The organism is Klebsiella sp. D-Nf1 (assembly GCF_002810515.1).
GTDB lineage: Bacteria > Pseudomonadota > Gammaproteobacteria > Enterobacterales > Enterobacteriaceae > Klebsiella > Klebsiella variicola.
Genome location: NZ_PIOK01000003.1, coordinates 351,168 through 364,734, shown reverse-complemented (window position 1 = coordinate 364,734; position 13,567 = coordinate 351,168). Strand labels below are relative to the sequence as shown.

15 protein-coding genes are annotated in these 13,567 nt (G+C 58.6%); 6 read left to right on the top strand and 9 right to left on the bottom strand.

Going from position 1 to position 13,567, the window contains the following annotated elements; genetic code table 11:
* Nucleotides 1-16: 16 nt before the first annotated feature.
* Together CWM54_RS15555 and CWM54_RS15550 are read right to left on the bottom strand one after the other, a co-directional pair.
* Nucleotides 17-190, bottom strand: coding sequence for a type II toxin-antitoxin system HigB family toxin (locus CWM54_RS15555; protein ID WP_100681976.1), 174 nt, complete (start codon nucleotides 188-190; stop codon nucleotides 17-19).
* 121 nt (nucleotides 191-311) lie between these two features.
* Nucleotides 312-995 carry a response regulator transcription factor gene (locus CWM54_RS15550; RefSeq protein ID WP_100697715.1) on the bottom strand — a complete coding sequence of 228 codons (684 nt, stop codon included), beginning with the start codon at nucleotides 993-995 and terminating at the stop codon, nucleotides 312-314.
* Nucleotides 996-1,504: 509 nt separating this feature from the next.
* On the opposite strand from CWM54_RS15550, the gene CWM54_RS15545 reads away from it, so the two are divergent.
* Together CWM54_RS15545 and CWM54_RS15540 are read left to right on the top strand one after the other, a co-directional pair.
* A complete protein-coding gene (locus tag CWM54_RS15545) occupies nucleotides 1,505-2,281 on the top strand; it encodes an SDR family NAD(P)-dependent oxidoreductase (RefSeq protein ID WP_100697713.1) in 777 nt (258 codons plus the stop codon).
* Nucleotides 2,282-2,306: 25 nt separating this feature from the next.
* Nucleotides 2,307-3,098, top strand: a complete 792-nt coding sequence (locus CWM54_RS15540) for a MoaF C-terminal domain-containing protein (RefSeq protein ID WP_100697712.1) — start codon at nucleotides 2,307-2,309, stop codon at nucleotides 3,096-3,098.
* A gap of 666 nt (nucleotides 3,099-3,764) precedes the next feature.
* Here the strand turns inward: CWM54_RS15540 and CWM54_RS15530 are convergent.
* The 3 genes from CWM54_RS15530 to CWM54_RS15520 all read right to left on the bottom strand — a co-directional run bounded on the left by CWM54_RS15530 (nucleotide 3,765) and on the right by CWM54_RS15520 (nucleotide 6,820).
* Nucleotides 3,765-4,718 carry an aldo/keto reductase gene (locus CWM54_RS15530; protein WP_074386651.1) on the bottom strand — a complete coding sequence of 318 codons (954 nt, stop codon included), beginning with the start codon at nucleotides 4,716-4,718 and terminating at the stop codon, nucleotides 3,765-3,767.
* A gap of 127 nt (nucleotides 4,719-4,845) precedes the next feature.
* Nucleotides 4,846-5,622 (bottom strand): ABC transporter substrate-binding protein, encoded by a 777-nt coding sequence (locus CWM54_RS15525; RefSeq protein WP_074386652.1) that lies wholly within the window; start codon nucleotides 5,620-5,622, stop codon nucleotides 4,846-4,848.
* A 19-nt stretch (nucleotides 5,623-5,641) separates the two neighbouring features.
* Nucleotides 5,642-6,820, bottom strand: coding sequence for a M20 aminoacylase family protein (locus CWM54_RS15520; RefSeq protein WP_100697710.1), 1,179 nt, complete (start codon nucleotides 6,818-6,820; stop codon nucleotides 5,642-5,644).
* Nucleotides 6,821-7,054: 234 nt separating this feature from the next.
* Here CWM54_RS15520 and CWM54_RS29450 point away from each other — a divergent pair, with 234 nt between their 5' ends.
* Entirely contained in the window at nucleotides 7,055-7,642 is a 588-nt protein-coding gene (locus CWM54_RS29450; protein WP_061155447.1) for a YSC84-related protein, read from the top strand.
* Nucleotides 7,643-7,706: 64 nt separating this feature from the next.
* Here the strand turns inward: CWM54_RS29450 and CWM54_RS15510 are convergent, their stop codons facing one another.
* Together CWM54_RS15510 and CWM54_RS15505 are read right to left on the bottom strand one after the other, a co-directional pair.
* Nucleotides 7,707-8,162: an RcnB family protein gene (locus CWM54_RS15510; protein ID WP_061155450.1), complete on the bottom strand. Its 456-nt coding sequence runs from the start codon at nucleotides 8,160-8,162 to the stop codon at nucleotides 7,707-7,709.
* Between the two features lie 177 nt (nucleotides 8,163-8,339).
* Entirely contained in the window at nucleotides 8,340-8,729 is a 390-nt protein-coding gene (locus CWM54_RS15505) for a hypothetical protein (RefSeq protein WP_100697708.1), read from the bottom strand.
* Between the two features lie 271 nt (nucleotides 8,730-9,000).
* Between CWM54_RS15505 and CWM54_RS15495 the strand changes: the two genes are divergently transcribed.
* From CWM54_RS15495 to CWM54_RS15485, 3 genes are read left to right on the top strand one after another with little or no spacing between them, the layout of a single operon-like run.
* On the top strand, nucleotides 9,001-10,119 hold the full coding sequence (locus tag CWM54_RS15495; RefSeq protein WP_100697706.1) for an ABC transporter substrate-binding protein: 1,119 nt from the start codon (nucleotides 9,001-9,003) through the stop codon (nucleotides 10,117-10,119).
* 60 nt (nucleotides 10,120-10,179) lie between these two features.
* Nucleotides 10,180-11,208 carry a FecCD family ABC transporter permease gene (locus CWM54_RS15490; RefSeq protein WP_162494475.1) on the top strand — a complete coding sequence of 343 codons (1,029 nt, stop codon included), beginning with the start codon at nucleotides 10,180-10,182 and terminating at the stop codon, nucleotides 11,206-11,208.
* On the top strand, nucleotides 11,205-12,002 hold the full coding sequence (locus CWM54_RS15485; protein ID WP_008805503.1) for an ABC transporter ATP-binding protein: 798 nt from the start codon (nucleotides 11,205-11,207) through the stop codon (nucleotides 12,000-12,002). The genes CWM54_RS15490 and CWM54_RS15485 overlap by 4 nt, the downstream gene beginning before the upstream one ends.
* Nucleotides 12,003-12,042: 40 nt before the next feature.
* Here CWM54_RS15485 and CWM54_RS15480 read toward each other — a convergent pair whose 3' ends face one another.
* Nucleotides 12,043-13,185: an HlyD family secretion protein gene (locus tag CWM54_RS15480; protein ID WP_100681970.1), complete on the bottom strand. Its 1,143-nt coding sequence runs from the start codon at nucleotides 13,183-13,185 to the stop codon at nucleotides 12,043-12,045.
* The gene (locus CWM54_RS15475) at nucleotides 13,185-13,529 is read right to left on the bottom strand and encodes a DUF3302 domain-containing protein (protein ID WP_008805501.1); all 345 of its coding nucleotides are present in this window, start codon (nucleotides 13,527-13,529) and stop codon (nucleotides 13,185-13,187) included. Before CWM54_RS15475 ends, CWM54_RS15480 begins: the two co-directional genes overlap by 1 nt.
* Nucleotides 13,530-13,567 lie beyond the last annotated feature (38 nt).

The window sequence follows — 13,567 nt, the reverse complement described above, 5'->3', positions numbered from 1 at the left end:
GCTTAACATTCATCATTTACGTCCTCTCAATCGTCTCAGCGTTTATCACGTCATATTCCTTATGCGTCTCGATAAACTTAACGAACATCCATCCCCCGCAGATAAGCAACGCTACGATTAACCGGTCATCATTTCCCTTAATGTTGAATACCACCCGCTTATTTAAGGTTTTCACTGAGATTATCTTCATGTGCAGAGACCAGTCCCATTTCGGGACTAAGTAAAGAAAAAGTCCCGTACCGGGACTTTAGGGATCAACGTATCAGGAAAACGCCGTGCTGCCACGGCGCGCGCGGGATGCGAAAGTCAGATCACAGATGCAGCGTACGCTGAGCGGCCGGCATCCAGGTTCGGGAAACCAGTTCGGTACGATTGACGACTTCGGTCTTGGCGAAAATGTTGCGCAGGTGCGTTTTTACCGTCGAGAGCGAGATATCCAGCTGGCGGGCAATCAGCTTATTGCTGGCGCCTTCGCGCACCATGCCGACGATTTCCCGCTCTTTCGCCGTCAGGATGACGGGCAGGTCATCTTCTTCCTGCAGACAGTCGCGAATGGCCAGCTCCACCAGCGGCAGCACCGCCTGAGCCCGCTGGCGCTCTTCGCTGGAGAAAGGCACGTCGCGCATCAGCGAGATACCGGCGATGATCCGCCGCTCGCGGCGAATAAAGATCTCGGTCATGTCGCGCACGTTATTCGGCAACATAAATTCATGATAGTAATGGCGGTTGCGGTCGCAGAGCCGCGGCGTCATCGCCGCCACGGTGGTGTTCTGGTGGCTAAAGTACGACGGCAGAAGCGGATCCAGCGGCTGGAAGTTTTCCAGATATTGTTGATGCGTATTATCAGAAATATTATGCAATATATAGTTTTCGGGTTTTAAGCGATTATTTACTCGATAAAAAACCGCGGAAGTCAGTGGAATTAACTGGGATATAGTCTGTAAACAACGGGCTATTATCGCATCATTACGGCTGGCTTTTAACAAAGCAGACATGATAGGGCCTCCCCGTCGAGATGATGGTACGTGACACATGAATAACTACCGATAAATGAAGCATACATTTCACATTTAAGTAACACAATCATTAACATATTAACAATGTGATAGCCGTTACAAATTTTTAATCAATGCATTGTTATATATAGCATTTAAAAAATGCGCTTGCCATGCTTTACCGTGGACGCGTTAAAACATAAACAAAAAATATTAACACCCTAACTACATTCCATTGGCGATAAAAAAAAGCTATCCCATACACCTCTCTCTCATCCTTAAGAACGATGGATTTCTGTTTTTTTTCACTTATACCCTTAACAGGATGCCCATTAACTTTCGCCGTGGCGTAATCCTGTGATTACGCCTGACCTGCTGTTGCCAAAATAAGGTGAACAGCCCCCTTTGAGCGGGCGCCATTAACCGCCCGACTATCGTTCTTCCGGGCGATAGCCGGGACCTGGCGCGCTTTTTAAGGTAATCAGAAACCCCATTACAGGAGAGTGCCGATGGCGAGAGTCGTGGTAATTACCGGCGGTGGAACCGGGGTTGGCGCCGCCTGCGCGCGGCTGATGTGCGCCGCGGGCGACCGGGTGTTTATTACCGGGCGGCGCGAAGCGCCATTGCAGGCTGTCGCCGATGAGACCGGCGCCACGGCTTTGGTGGGCGATGCCGCCAACGGCGAGGTCTGGGGTCAGCGGTTGCTGCCGGCGATCCTCGACCAGGCTGGCGGGATCGACGTGCTGATCTGCAGCGCCGGCGGGATGGGCAACAGCCCCGCCGCCGAGACCAGCGACAGCCAGTGGCGCAAGGCGCTGGACGGCAATCTCACCAGCGCGTTCGCCAGCGTTCGCGCCTGTCTGCCTTCGCTGATTGCCTGCCGCGGCAATGTGCTGTTTGTCGCCTCCATCGCCTCGCTGGCTGCCGGGCCGCAGGCCTGCGGCTACGTCACCGCTAAACACGCCTTAATCGGTCTGATGCGCTCCGTGGCTCGCGATTACGGCCCACAGGGGGTACGCGCCAACGCCATCTGTCCCGGCTGGGTTACGACGCCGATGGCGGATGAAGAGATGCTCCCGCTGATACAGGCGGAAGGGCTATCGCTGACGGAGGCTTATCAGCGGGTCTGTCGCGACGTTCCGCTGCGCCGCCCCGCCAGCTCCGAGGAGATAGCCGAGGCCTGTCAGTTTCTCTGTTCGCCGCAGGCCGCCATCATCAGCGGCGCCACGCTGGTCGCCGATGGCGGCGCCAGTATCGTCGATGTTCCCACTCTGGCGTTTGCTTAACGCCCTACTCTCCTCAGGAGCCCACATGACTTCAGAAGCTGTATTTATCCAGGTCGGCGCGCTGGCCGATGGTTTTGCCCCGCACGGCAACCTGCTGGCTACCGCCAGCCTGCCCGCAGGCGAAACCTTTACCTTTTATGTCGCTGGCAGTAAGCCGCAGCAGTTGGTTATCGAAGATGACCAGACGCTCAGCTGGAACGGCAAGCGCGCCCCCTGGCGAGCAACCGCCCTGCGCCCCGATATTCTGTTTATCGACTTCCTTGACCCGGAGCACGATAACGCCAGCATCAGCGCGGTATGCAACCTGACGCAGCGCAATGCCACCCTGGTCTACGGCCAGTTGCCGGACGAAGCCGCCGCGCGGCTGGACGCCTTCAGCCGGGTGGAGCAAGGCCTGCCGCTAACCGCGGTAGAGGCACGGTTTGTTTTTGCCCGCCTGGATGAGCAGCCGGGGCCGCTGCCAGGCTTTACCACTGCGTTGGTCGGGATGCGTAATCAGTACACCTACAGTCCGACCGAGCGTTATGAGCATATTTATCTCAACGATAATTTTTACGCCTGGCAATGTCTGGATGGCGTGGAAAAGGGGCTGGCGGATGTCGATCGCTGCCACTATGTGCAGGTGGCGGATGATCTCTATCTGTTCGTCTGGCGGGAGAAAATCATTCCCACGCTGGGGGTGATCCTGATCGATCTGCAGCAGATGCGCACCGACGGCAAGATCATGGGCTATCAGGGCAGCGATTTTGGCGCCTTGAGTAATTTCGCGGTCGGCGCCAGCGCGAAGATCCTCAACGTCACCCGCCATCAGGAATAAAGGGGCGTCGCCGGGCACGCTTTCAGGCACCACATCCGTCATTTCGCCGGGTGGCGGCTACGCCTTACCCGGCCTACGGTCCGAGCAGCCAGTCATTAATTTACCCACTTGTGCGACTGAAACTGCCGGTGTTGCGGCCTCAAAATCTCTGAGACGTTCCCGGAAGGCCGGGGCAGCCCGCATGAATGCGGGCTGAGGGCCGTGTTTTGCACGGACGCTGCCTCGGCCCGACCCGAAGCCTGCAGGGATAAGTCGAAGGTACCACGCAGTGGCGATTTTGCTGGCCGGAGCCCGGGGGTACAGGGGGCGGCGGCGACTGGCCGCCCCCTGTGCGCTCCCTGCGCCATGAGTGACATAACGCAGAAGAAATATCAGGAGCGCAATCAGCTCGGAAATAGCACAGGAGTGGTAGCCCTGCTAAGCGCAGCGCGAGCAGGGACATTTCGATTGCGCCGTCATTTCGCCGGGTGGCGGCTGCGCCTTACCCGGCCTACGGGTCCCTCTCACAGACTGACACATCGTAGGCCCGGTAAGCGCAGCGCCACCGGGCGATGGCATCAGGCTCGGAGCCGCTTTATTGCCGGGTGGCGGCTGGCGCCTTACCCGGCCTACGGTCCGCGTCATGTATAGCCCTTCCCCCTCTCCCCGCCGGCGAGAGGGGTTGACTCAGGCGCTGGCGCTGTCCAGTCGCGCCACTTGCTCCGCGCTCAGGCTCAGCGCCGCCGCGCGGGCAAAACTCTCCACCTGAGCCACGCTGGTGGCGCTGGCGATCGGCGCGGTCACGCCTTCGCGGCCGATCAACCACGCCAGCGCCACCTCAGCCGGTTTCACGCCCTGCTCGTCCGCGACCGCCACCAGGGTATCGATAATCCGCATCCCGCGTGGATTCAGGTACTTACCAATCCCGCTTCCGCGCTGGCTCTGCGCCAGATCCGACGGCTGGCGGTACTTACCGGTTAAGAACCCGGAGGCCAGACTGTAGTAGGTCACCACCCCGATATCGCGGCTGACGCAGAGATCGCACAGCGCGCCTTCAAACGCGGAGCGGTGGTAGAGGTTATATTCCGGCTGCAGCACCTGCCAGGCAGGCAAGCCGCCTTTACGCGCGACCTCCAGCGCCCCCGCCAGCTGCATCGCATCCAGGTTAGAGGCCCCCATCGCGCGGATTTTCCCGGCCTGCTGCAGGCTGTGGAAAGCCTCCAGCGTTTCCGCCACCGGGGTTTGCGGATCCGGCCAGTGGGAGAAATAGAGGTCGATATAGTCGGTATTAAGGCGGCGCAGAGAGTCGTCGACCGCCTGTTGGATCCAGGCTTTGCTGAGCCCTTTATGGCCGGGGAGGCCTAAATCGGAGCCGACTTTGGTGAAAATTTTGACCTTATCGCGCATGCCGGGGCGCGCCTGCAGCCAGCGGCCGATGATGGTTTCGGATTCGCCGCCCTGGTTACCGTCCGCCCAGCGGGAATAAACATCCGCCGTATCGATAGCGTCAAATCCGTGGTCAACAAAAGCATCAAGAAGAGCAAAACTGGTTTTTTCATCGATGGTCCAGCCAAAGACGTTGCCGCCAAAGACTAATGGGGCGATGGAAAATCCGGTTTTGCCCAAGGGACGTGTCATCATGCCGAGTACTCCTTAGCTTATATTCTGCTTCCCTCAGGTAACCGCAGGGGTCAGGAGAGGAGGTGATTGGATAATCAGAAAAGGAATCTTACGGCGGGCGCTCCACGCCCGCAGGTACACTCAGACATTATGTCCCGGAATAAACATCAAAGCTAAAATATTTGCCGGCTAATTTTTTATAGGTGCCGTCGGCAAGAATCTTCGCAATCGCGCCGTTAATTTCCTGACGCAGTGCCTCATCGTCTTTACGCAAGCCGATCGCCGCCCCGGCGCCAAACAGCGTATCGTCCTGCAGATGGCCGCCGACAAAGGCGAATTCCTTACCCTGCGGCTGCTGCAGGAAGCTGTAGTCGGCCATCATCCCGGAGAGCACTGCGCCGTCGATGCGCCCGGACTCCAGGTCTCGCACCACGCTATCGGCCCCCTGGTAGGCCACAATGTTAATCCCCTGCGGCCGCCAGTGCTGGTTAACATAAGTCTCCTGCGCCGAGCCCTGCTCCACGCCGATAGTTTTGCCCTTCAGCTGTTCCGGCGTATTGCCCTGCAGGGTATTTTTGCGCGCCACGAGGAACACCGGCCCGTTATATAGCTTGTCGCTAAAGGCAATCTGCTCTTTGCGCTTCTCGGTCATGTACATCCCGGAAAGGATCGCGTCGAATTTGCGCGCTTTCAGCGCCGGGATTATGCCGTCGAAATTGCTTTCCACCCACACGCATTTCGCCTGCAACTGCTGGCAAATGGCGTTGCCTAAATCGATATCAAACCCCGCCAGCTTGCCCTGCGGATCTTTCCATTCAAACGGCGCGAAGGTCGGGTCGACGCCGAAGCGGATTTCTTTTCCTCCTTCGGCCAGCGCCGACGTCGACGCCATTAATGCCAGCCATAGCAACAGTGATTTTTTCATTCGCGTTCTTCTCCAGAGATTAGCGACAGTGCTTTTCCACCAGGCGGGCGAACAGCGTCGCGCCGGTGGTGATAATGTCATCGTTAAAGTCGTAGCCGGGGTTGTGCACCATGCAACCGCCCTTCTCCCCTTTCTCACCGTTGCCGAGCAGGAAGTAGCTGCCCGGGCGTTCGCGCAGCATAAAGGCGAAATCCTCGCTGGCGTTCATCGGCGAGACCGACTCCAGGACCCCCTCGCGGCCAAACACCTCCAGCGCCAGCGCCCGGGCGAAATCGGTCTCTTCGGGACTGTTGGTTAATACCGGGTAGGAGTCGTAAACCTCCACGGCGCTGCTGGCGCCATAGCTTTTGGCGGTAAATTCAGCGAGCTCGTGAATACGCTTGATCAGCAGGTCGCGAATGTCCGGCTTCATCGCCCGCACGCTCAGCTCCATCACCACGCTCTCCGGAATGACGTTGGAGGCGATACCGGCCTGGAAAGTACCGACGCTGACCACTGCCGTTTCCCCCGGCGGCACATTGCGCGCCACGATGCTCTGCAGGGCCATCACCAGCGCCGCGCCGGCGACGATCGGGTCGACGGTACGCTCCGGATGGGCGCCGTGACCGCCGTAGCCGGTAATCGTAATTTTGACGGTGTCCGCCGAGGCCATAAAGTTGCCGGCATAGAAGCCCAGCTTGCCCACCGGCAGCCCTGGCATGTTGTGCAGACCAAAGATGCGTTCGCAGGGGAACTGCTCGAACAGGCCGTCTTTAATCATTAAATCGGCGCCGCCGATAGCCTCTTCCGCCGGCTGGAAAATCAGATGCACCGTGCCGTTAAACTGGCAGGCCGGCGAGGCGATATATTTCGCCGCCGCCAGCAGAATGGTGGTGTGGCCGTCATGGCCGCAGGCGTGCATTTTTCCGGGTACCGTACTGGCCCAGGGCAAATCAGTAGTTTCATGGATCGGCAGCGCGTCCATATCGGCGCGCAGGCCAATAGTACGCGGCGAGTCGCCTTTGCTCAGGCTACCGACGACGCCGGTTTTACCGAGGCCGCGGGTGACCTGATAGCCCCACTCCGCCAGCCTGCTGGCGACCAGTTCGCTGGTATTAAACTCTTCAAGACTTAATTCCGGATTGGCATGTAAATAATGACGGATAGAAATCATTTCCGCTTCCGTCGCTTTAATTTCTGGAATTACATAATCACTCATGCCGTTCTCCGGGAAATAAATTAAGAACTTAACACGTTATCGTGGTGGAAACTTTATGCAAGCAGCATTTCTAATAGCTGGAATGAACTCATCTTATTTAATAATCCGCACATTACAGAGTAATAAATAATCAAAATGGTGAAATTTAAAAATAAACGTTTATTTTATGGAGGATTTACCGTTATTTAACCTATCATTCCCGACCATATTCAGATTTAAATAAAATAAACGTATATGAAATTACAGACGCTTTTCCTCGCCGCTATCGTCACGCTGGCGGGCTGCAGCGCGCAGGGCGATACCGCCAGTCAGCAGCGGGCCAGCATCCAGAAGATGCGCAGCGAAACCCTCAACAAGCTTTACGCCCTGCAGCCTGAGGCCCGCAGTGATATTCAGCATGCGAAGGGGTATGCGGTGTTTGCTAATAACAGCAGCAAGATCCTGCTATTCGGGTTTGGCAGCGGCTACGGCGTGGTGCGGAATAAGGCCACCGGGAAGGACACCTATATGAAAATGGCCCAGGGCGGCGCCGGCCTGGGGATGGGGATTAAGCAGCAGCGCACAGTGCTGGTTTTCCATGATAAAGCGGCCCTGGAGACCTTTATCCGCCAGGGATACATGGTTGGCGCCGATGCGAACGCCGCTGCAAAATATGATGACAAAGGCATCGCGCCGATCGCCGCCTCCACCAGCGGCGTAGCGTCAGATACCGCCTCGCTGCCCTCGAAGGTCAACGTCTACGACCTGACCGAAAAAGGGCTGGCCGCCCAGGCAATGATCAATGGTTATAAATACTGGCCGGATGATGCGCTGAACCCGTAGATTTCCGCGAGTGCGCCATCGCCGGATCAGGCTTTGCCTGACCCGGCGTCGCGGAGAGATGCGTTTAGTGGCCGAGGGCGCCGCTCACCAGAATCGAGGTGATAATCCCGGTCGCCGCGGCGATCAGCACATAGTTACCGTCGATATAGGACCAGTGATGGCCTTCCGGCGGGCGCGGCAGGCCGCGGTCGCTCCAGTCGCGGACGCGATATTCATCGCCACGGAACGACGCCGGAGCCGGGTGGCCTTTACGGAAATCGTTACCGCGCCAGGCGAAATGATCCTGCTCATGACGCCCCTGATCGCGATTGTCATGACCGTCGCGATCCGGACCACGCTGGTCATGGTCGCCCTGGTGATGCGCGTCAGGTCCGCCCTGCGGCGCATGCCCATCATGGTCCTGGCCGTTCTGCCAGACCGTTGGCTGCCCCGGGCGATGGCCGTCGTTCGGGCCATCGGCAAAGGCCGGGACGCTCAGCACACAAGATAAAATTACTGCCAGAGAAATCATCTTTTTCATGGTACACCTCCTGATTGAGGTCTTTTGTACCGGGAAAATGTGAAGAAAGAGTGAGTATCTGGTTAACCAGGATGATTCCTGGCATCGGCGGCGTCGGCTATCGGGAAGAGGTGGTGCTGATGGCGGGACAATAAAAAAGGCCGCTCTCGCGACCTTTATTCAGACGGGTAAAAGGACTTATTCAGTCACTTTATTTTTTAACTCTTCGGCGCCGGTTTTGGTTTTATCCCAGCCCTTTTCTGCACCGGATTTGGTGGCGTTCCAGCCTTTTTCACTGGCCTCTTTGGTCTTATCCCACCCCTTCTCGGTGCCTTCTTTGGTCTTGTTCCAGGTTTTCTGCGCGCCTTCGCTCACCTGGCTGCCGACGCTGTCCTGCTTGCCTTCGGCGGCGTGTTTCGCCTTCAACTGCTGCTCTTCGCCCTCATGCTGGGCCTGGTGCAGCTTCTCTTTGGCGGTGTTGGCGTTGGCATTCGCCGCCGCGACGGTATCATCTGTTGCATGTGTTGTCGCAGCAATAACCGGAGCTGCAACCAGAATAGCCGATAACGCAATCATTGCTTTTTTCATAATATCCTCTCTCACGTGTCGTGTTATGAGTCGCATTCAGGATGGCACAACGAACCGGGGATGACACTAGGAATTAGCCTGAAAAACGTCTTCGACCTCCAGCCATGGCAGAAAATGCTGCCGCCGCGCGCGCCCTGTCGGCGTTGGCATAATTTCCAACATGTTTGTTACATTTTATGAAATTTGCCCTTGATATACTTGCCGTTGATGTTCATTCGAGAATACTTCTCAGAATCATTATATTTATAAATTGGCAAATGGAACTCCTTTTATGGCAAGAAAATCAGTAAGATCGCTGTTGCTTACTGCGCTGATCGCGACTCCCCTTTTCAGCTATGCGACCCAATATCCCCTGACGGTCACCGACCTTGACGGCCGGCAGGTCACCCTGTCCAAAGAGCCGCAGCGTATTATTTTGCAGGATGGCCGCGACATTATGACCCTCGCCCTGCTGGACCGGGACAATCCGTTTAAACGGCTGGTGGCATGGAATAATCTGGCGAAAAAGCAGGACGTTGCCACCTGGCAGATGCTGAAAACGACGTGGCCGCAGTCGGCCACGCTCCTTGACATGGGCTTCAGCGACAAAGGGAATGTCGATCTTGAAAGCGTCATCGCCCGTCAGCCGGATCTGATGATCGCCCAGCTACGCGCCAGGCCAGCGCTGATGGAGAGCGGCGTCATCGACAAGCTCAGCGCCCTGCACGTTCCGGTGCTGTTTGTCGACTATGAGATCGACCCGGCGAAAGATACCGCCCCCAGCATCGACCTGCTGGGCAAAGTCCTTAACCGCGAGAGTCAGGCCAAAGCCTTTACCGATTACTATCGTCAGCAGCTGCAGACGATTCGCCAGAAAACCGCGGCCATCACGCCGAAGGCCAATGTCTTCGTGGAAGCGCTGGCCGGCAACAGCGACGCCTGCTGCTTTACCCACGGCCACAGCGGCTGGGGCGGGCTGGTGGAGGCGGTCGGGGCGAACAATATCGGTTCGCAGCTGCTGCCGGGCGCCTCCGGGTTCGTCTCGCTGGAGAAAATCATCAGCATGAAGCCCGACGCCTGGATCATGACCGGCTCGAAGCGCGGCAACAGCCAGGTGCTGCCCCTGGGTTATGAGGTTAAGCCGGAGGCAGTGAAGGCCCAGGCGCAGATCCTGCTGGCGCGACCTGGGGTCAGCCAGATCCCGGCGGTACAGGAAAAGCGGGCCTATGGCGTCTATCACCACTTCTATAACCACCCGTGGAATATTGTCGGCATGGAATACCTGGCGAAAGATATCTACCCGCAGGCCTTCGGCGATCTCAACCCGGATGAGACTTACCATTATATCGTGCGCCATTTCACTGACCTGCCGGATCAGCCGTTCGTCTTCTCCTGGCAGCAGAGCGAGTAATCCGGCATGCGTTTAACCTCCGACTCCGTGCTCGACGGGCTGCCCGCCGGGACCTCTGGCGTGATAGATGATTATCGCCGTATCGTGCGTCGCCGCCTGCTGCTGATGCTCCTGCTGGCGCTGTTGATTGTCGCGTCGCTGCTGCTCGATTTTATGCTCGGCCCCTCCGGTCTGCCGCTGCAGAGCCTGTGGCAGACGTTAACCGATCCGGCCAGCGCCGATCCGGGCACGCGCGCCATCGTCTGGGATATCCGTCTGCCCTATGCGGTGATGGCGATTATCGTCGGTCTGGCGCTGGGACTGGCCGGCGCCGAAATGCAGACCATCCTCAATAACCCGCTGGCCAGCCCGTTTACCCTGGGCGTCTCCTCGGCTGCGGCGTTTGGCGCCGCGCTGGCGATTGTGCTGGGTATTGGCCTGCCCGGTATTCCCGGCCAGTGGTTTATCTCGGCCAACGCCTTTATCTTCGCCCTGCTGGCGGCCCTGCTGCTGGACGGCATCACCCGCTGGACCCAGGTGGCCACCTCCGGGGTCATCCTGTTCGGCATCGCGCTGGTCTTTACCTTTAACGCCCTGGTCTCGATGCTGCAGTTCATCGCCAACGAAGACACGCTGCAGGGGCTGGTGTTCTGGACCATGGGCAGCATCGACCGCGCCTCCTGGAGCAAAGTCGCCATCCTGCTGGTCGCCCTGGCGCTGGTGATGCCCCTGTCGCTGCGCAGCGCGTGGAAGCTGACCGCCCTGCGGCTGGGCGAGGACCGGGCCATCAGTTTTGGTATTAACGTTCGCCGCCTGCGCCTGACCACGCTGCTGCGGATCAGCATTCTGTCGGCGCTTTCGGTGGCCTTTGTCGGGCCAATCGGCTTTATCGGCCTGGTGGCGCCGCATATTGCGCGGATGCTCTTCGGCGAAGACCATCGCTTTTATCTGCCCGCCAGCGCGCTGATCGGCGCTCTGGTGCTCTCCCTGGCCTCCATCGCCTCGAAGAACCTGATCCCGGGGGCCATTATTCCGGTGGGGATCGTCACTTCCCTGGTCGGGGTCCCGTTCTTTTTGAGCATTATTTTACGTCATCGGGGGCAGGCATGAGCGACCAGACGTTATCCGGGCTGTCGCTGTCTTACTTCAGCGCCGGCTACCCCAGACGCAAGGTGATCGAGAACCTGACGGTTCCCCATCTGCCGCGAGGGAAAATCACCGCGCTGCTGGGGCCAAACGGCAGCGGTAAATCAACGTTAATGCGGGCGATGGCGGGTCTGGGACCCTGCCGCGGCGAGCTGCTGCTGGAGGGGGAAAATCTGCTGACGCAGCCGTTCTCACGTCGCGCAGAGCAGGTGGTCTATCTTCCGCAGACGCTGCCCGCCGGCGTGCATCTGCATGTGCTGGAGTCGATTATCGTTGCCCAGCGCGCCGCCGGAGGACGCCACAGTCCGCAGCACCAGGAGGAGGTGATGGCGCTGCTGCGGCAGCTGGGGATTGCCCATCTGGCGATGAGCTACCTCGATCAGCTTTCCGGCGGGCAAAAGCAGCTGGTGGGTCTCGCTCAGTCGCTGATCCGCCAGCCGCGCCTGCTGCTGCTCGACGAACCGCTCAGCGCCCTTGACCTCAACTACCAGTTTCACGTGATGGATCTGGTGCGCCGGGAGACCCGGCGGCGCAACATCGTAACCCTGGTGGTGGTGCACGATATCAATATTGCCCTGCGTCACGCCGACCACGTGCTGATGCTCAAGGCGGGCCAGTTGCTCGGCGACGGCACCCCGGCCGCGGTCATCACCCCCGAGACCCTGGCGGCGGTCTATGGGGTCCGCGGGCGTATTGAACCCTGTTCGCAGGGGGTGCGGCAGGTGATTATTGACGGCCTGGTGGACAGCGAGGCCTGACTGCGGCGCGGGACGGCACCTCCGCCCCGCGCCCGCCGGCTTAGTGATCGAGATAGATATAGTTTTCCCAGCTCTTCATGCGGATCAGGATCTTCCTGATCAGCGACAGCTCTTTCAGGTGATCCGAGTAGACCGCCGCCTCAAGAGTGGCCCCCTGCGGCAGCGCGTATTCGGCAAATCGCGGATCGGTGACCTTCAGCACCACCAGCGCCCGGCCGTGGGTATTGAGCGCATCCGTGGTCAGCAGTTTGCCCTGCCCCTGAAACTGACTCTCGCCAATCGCCGGCAGTACGTCGGCCACTTCTCCGCGAAAGACGGTGCCCGGGATAGCCGGAAACATCAGCTCCGCGGGCTCGCCTTTGCGCAGACGCTGCAGGGCGTTCTGGCGAAATGCCGCGACGTACTCCCGCGAGGCGGCGCCCTCCACCGGCACAAAGGTCATCAGCGGGATCATCCCCAGCGCAGTGGACATGGTGCCCGGCCGTAAGCCGACGGTACTGACATAGCCATCCTCCGGGGCGCGGACGACGGTGTTCTCCAGCTGAAACTGCGCCTTCTGCAGCTGCGCCAGCAGGGAGGCCACGGTGGTATTTTTGCCCTTCACCACCGAGTCCAGCGCGTTGCGCGCCTGCACCACCTTCGCCTGAGCCGCGCTGACGCTGGCTTCATCGGCTTTCCACGTCTGCAGACGGGTATCAACCATTTGATCGGAGAAGGCGCCCTGGGCATGACCCTCCCGAAAGCGGGCATACTCTCGCCGCGACTGGTCGCGCTGGGCCACCGCTCTGCTCAGCTCGGCCTGCGCCTGGCTTAACGCCGCGTTTAAGGAGAGCGCATCCTGACTGGCCGCTTTTATCTGCGCCTGCAGATCGTCTACTTTCGCCTGGAACGGCGTCGGGTCGAGGGTAAACAGCACATCGCCCTTATGCAGCATCTGGTTAGGCTTCACCGGTACGCTCTGCACCCGGCCGCGCACCTGCGACACAATCGGCACGGTGCGAAACACCTGGTTACCAACGTCGGTATAGGGGAAGTTGTAGTTCATCCCGAAGATCACCGCGCCAATCAGGGCGATACCGCCGAGCACCGCCGTCGGTACGGTCCACTTATTGAGCGGGATGCGGAAAACCTTAAACACCACAATGCACAACGCGGCGTAGGTCAGTAACATTAATGTTTCCATTAGTTTGCCTCCTCCGCTTTGAGCGCGGCCACCTCGCGCTGGACCTGTTCCAGTTGCTGGACCACCGTTTCCAGACGCTGATGCAGCGCCTGCTGATCGTCGGCAATGTGGCGCATTCCCCACCCGCGATCTTCGCGCCACAGCGTTGCCCAGATCCATAACAAAGGCCACAGGGCGTGCAAGGTAAATAAGCTGACCCAGCCGGCATAATGAATCGCATCCTGATGAGGATGGCGCCGCTCTTTGGCAATTTCATAAGGAATATCGTGAATAACAATGACGCCATAAAAAAGTATTAAGGCCACGGCGATCAGAATGGCCAGCGCAACATAATCCAGGGTCATAAAATAACTCCAGAGTGAAAGGTTAACTAAATAAAACA

Coding starts and splice junctions, on each gene's coding strand:
- CWM54_RS15555 (WP_100681976.1), bottom strand. CDS start 190: ATGAAGATAATCTCAGTGAAAACCTTAAATAAGCGGGTGGTATTCAAC.
- CWM54_RS15550 (WP_100697715.1), bottom strand. CDS start 995: ATGTCTGCTTTGTTAAAAGCCAGCCGTAATGATGCGATAATAGCCCGT.
- CWM54_RS15545 (WP_100697713.1), top strand. CDS start 1,505: ATGGCGAGAGTCGTGGTAATTACCGGCGGTGGAACCGGGGTTGGCGCC.
- CWM54_RS15540 (WP_100697712.1), top strand. CDS start 2,307: ATGACTTCAGAAGCTGTATTTATCCAGGTCGGCGCGCTGGCCGATGGT.
- CWM54_RS15530 (WP_074386651.1), bottom strand. CDS start 4,718: ATGATGACACGTCCCTTGGGCAAAACCGGATTTTCCATCGCCCCATTA.
- CWM54_RS15525 (WP_074386652.1), bottom strand. CDS start 5,622: ATGAAAAAATCACTGTTGCTATGGCTGGCATTAATGGCGTCGACGTCG.
- CWM54_RS15520 (WP_100697710.1), bottom strand. CDS start 6,820: ATGAGTGATTATGTAATTCCAGAAATTAAAGCGACGGAAGCGGAAATG.
- CWM54_RS29450 (WP_061155447.1), top strand. CDS start 7,055: ATGAAATTACAGACGCTTTTCCTCGCCGCTATCGTCACGCTGGCGGGC.
- CWM54_RS15510 (WP_061155450.1), bottom strand. CDS start 8,162: ATGAAAAAGATGATTTCTCTGGCAGTAATTTTATCTTGTGTGCTGAGC.
- CWM54_RS15505 (WP_100697708.1), bottom strand. CDS start 8,729: ATGAAAAAAGCAATGATTGCGTTATCGGCTATTCTGGTTGCAGCTCCG.
- CWM54_RS15495 (WP_100697706.1), top strand. CDS start 9,001: ATGGCAAGAAAATCAGTAAGATCGCTGTTGCTTACTGCGCTGATCGCG.
- CWM54_RS15485 (WP_008805503.1), top strand. CDS start 11,205: ATGAGCGACCAGACGTTATCCGGGCTGTCGCTGTCTTACTTCAGCGCC.
- CWM54_RS15480 (WP_100681970.1), bottom strand. CDS start 13,185: ATGGAAACATTAATGTTACTGACCTACGCCGCGTTGTGCATTGTGGTG.
- CWM54_RS15475 (WP_008805501.1), bottom strand. CDS start 13,529: ATGACCCTGGATTATGTTGCGCTGGCCATTCTGATCGCCGTGGCCTTA.